Annotated in this window: 1 pseudogene; it reads left to right on the top strand. The window is 44.7% G+C overall.

Features of this window, described 5'->3' with window-relative positions:
• Positions 1 to 1,730 (top strand): annotated as a pseudogene (locus QMA12_RS21955) (type IV secretion protein Rhs); the annotation flags it as partial.

The raw sequence follows: 1,730 nt of genomic DNA, 5'->3' as shown, positions 1-1,730 counted from the left end.
GAAGTCAGCGTAACAGCAGATCAAGAACTGTCATTAGTCGCTGGCCGTGCGGTAAAAATAAACGCACAAAGTGATATTTTACTTAAAACCAATAACAGTGACTTAAAGCTCAACGTACCAAACGGCTCAACATTCTTACAAACCAACGATTCAATAAACATCACCGGCTCTGGGCAAGGTGATTTAATTATTCATAACGCCGGCGGCGAAATTAAACTCGACAGCCAAGGCAATGCCACCATCATCGCCACCAATGTTCTCACCCTCGACAGCAACATGATCACCTTTGATGGGCCGGTTGATTACGATATTGAAAGCCCACAAACAGCTAGCAGTCCAAGTGCTTCAAATCCGGCGAGTATTAGTCAAATCACCGCGTTTGATTTAAGTGACAGTACGTTATCCGCAGGCGCACTCGCTCAGCTTGAACTTGAATACTTTTATGATGATGGCACCGCCGTTGAGGGTATTGACTACCATATTATTGATAATAATGGCGTTGAACACACCGGTACACTAGCAAACGGTATCGCCACCGTGGCTAATTTACCACAAGGTAAAAGCCAAGTGACATTATCAGCAACCACCCAAGCCAATGAACAGCGCCTCATTCAATTGCGCAAAGACTTTAATCAACATCTCACCAGTATGCTTGATGAAATTCGCAGGCAAGCTGCGATTGGCGATGCCATTTTTGAGCAAGAAGACTTGTTTACCCAATGGATGATTGAAACTGGCGCAAGGGCAACTGGCCTATATCAAGGCGCTAAATCCCTTGTAACCGGTATCGCCGATTTAGTCGTACTGGGAATTGATATCCATATCAGTGTGTATTCTGCTTGTTTTAGAATGATTGATGCCGTTGCAAGTGGTGATAAACAAGCAGTTAAACACGAGCTGGAAACAATTTTAGCCTTTAGCCAAAAAACAACCAGCGCGTTATCACAAGCGTTTGAATTATTACTTGCCTTAATGGACGATGCAGACACCCGCAGTGCATTAGCGCGCTTTCCGTATGACTATATTGAAGCCCATTCCTACGTTGATAAACAGCGCATAACCGGGGTAATGGCGTTTGAAATATTATTAGCAATATTAACAGGCGGGGTTGGTGTTGCCGCTTCTGCAGCGAGTAAATCAAAACACCTTGCCAATGCGCACCGCGCATTAGTTGAAACGGCCGGGGTACTCAAACGCAAGAAACTTAACAAAACCATCTCACATACCGTGTCGCCTGAGCAACCTAAGTTAATTGAGCACATTGACAAGCCTGATGCGAGATTACAACCGGGTACCAACCGAGGTGTCACCACGCAGGTGTCAGCCAAAGCCCATGCTGACTATTTGTTACAAAATTTGCCTGATGATATCCGTGGCAACTACCGTGCATACACTAATGCAGACGGTAAAGTTATCATACAGCGCTTAGATGGTAGTAAACCACCGAAACTGCGTTATGAAAATGGCGCATTAGTTTCTGTATCTGACCAAATCGATGTGTTTAACACCCTTTCACAAAAACTAAAAATTAAACACAACAACTTAGATCCCGCCGCAAGAAAACGTTTAAAAACACTCGAAACAGCGCGAAACAACGCCGTTGCACAACGTGATGCCGCGCTATTAGCAGGCGACGCTAAAGCATTAAAAGAGGCACAAAAAGCCATGCGACTGGCCAGTGAAGATTTAGGTGAAGAAGCCGCCCGCATTTATGTACAACAAAACTACCC

It is taken from the genome of Pseudoalteromonas sp. APC 3893, assembly GCF_030408095.1.
In the GTDB taxonomy this organism is placed as follows: domain Bacteria; phylum Pseudomonadota; class Gammaproteobacteria; order Enterobacterales; family Alteromonadaceae; genus Pseudoalteromonas.
The sequence above is the reverse complement of the archived record's forward strand: the minus strand, read 5'-3'. Positions and strand labels throughout refer to the sequence as shown.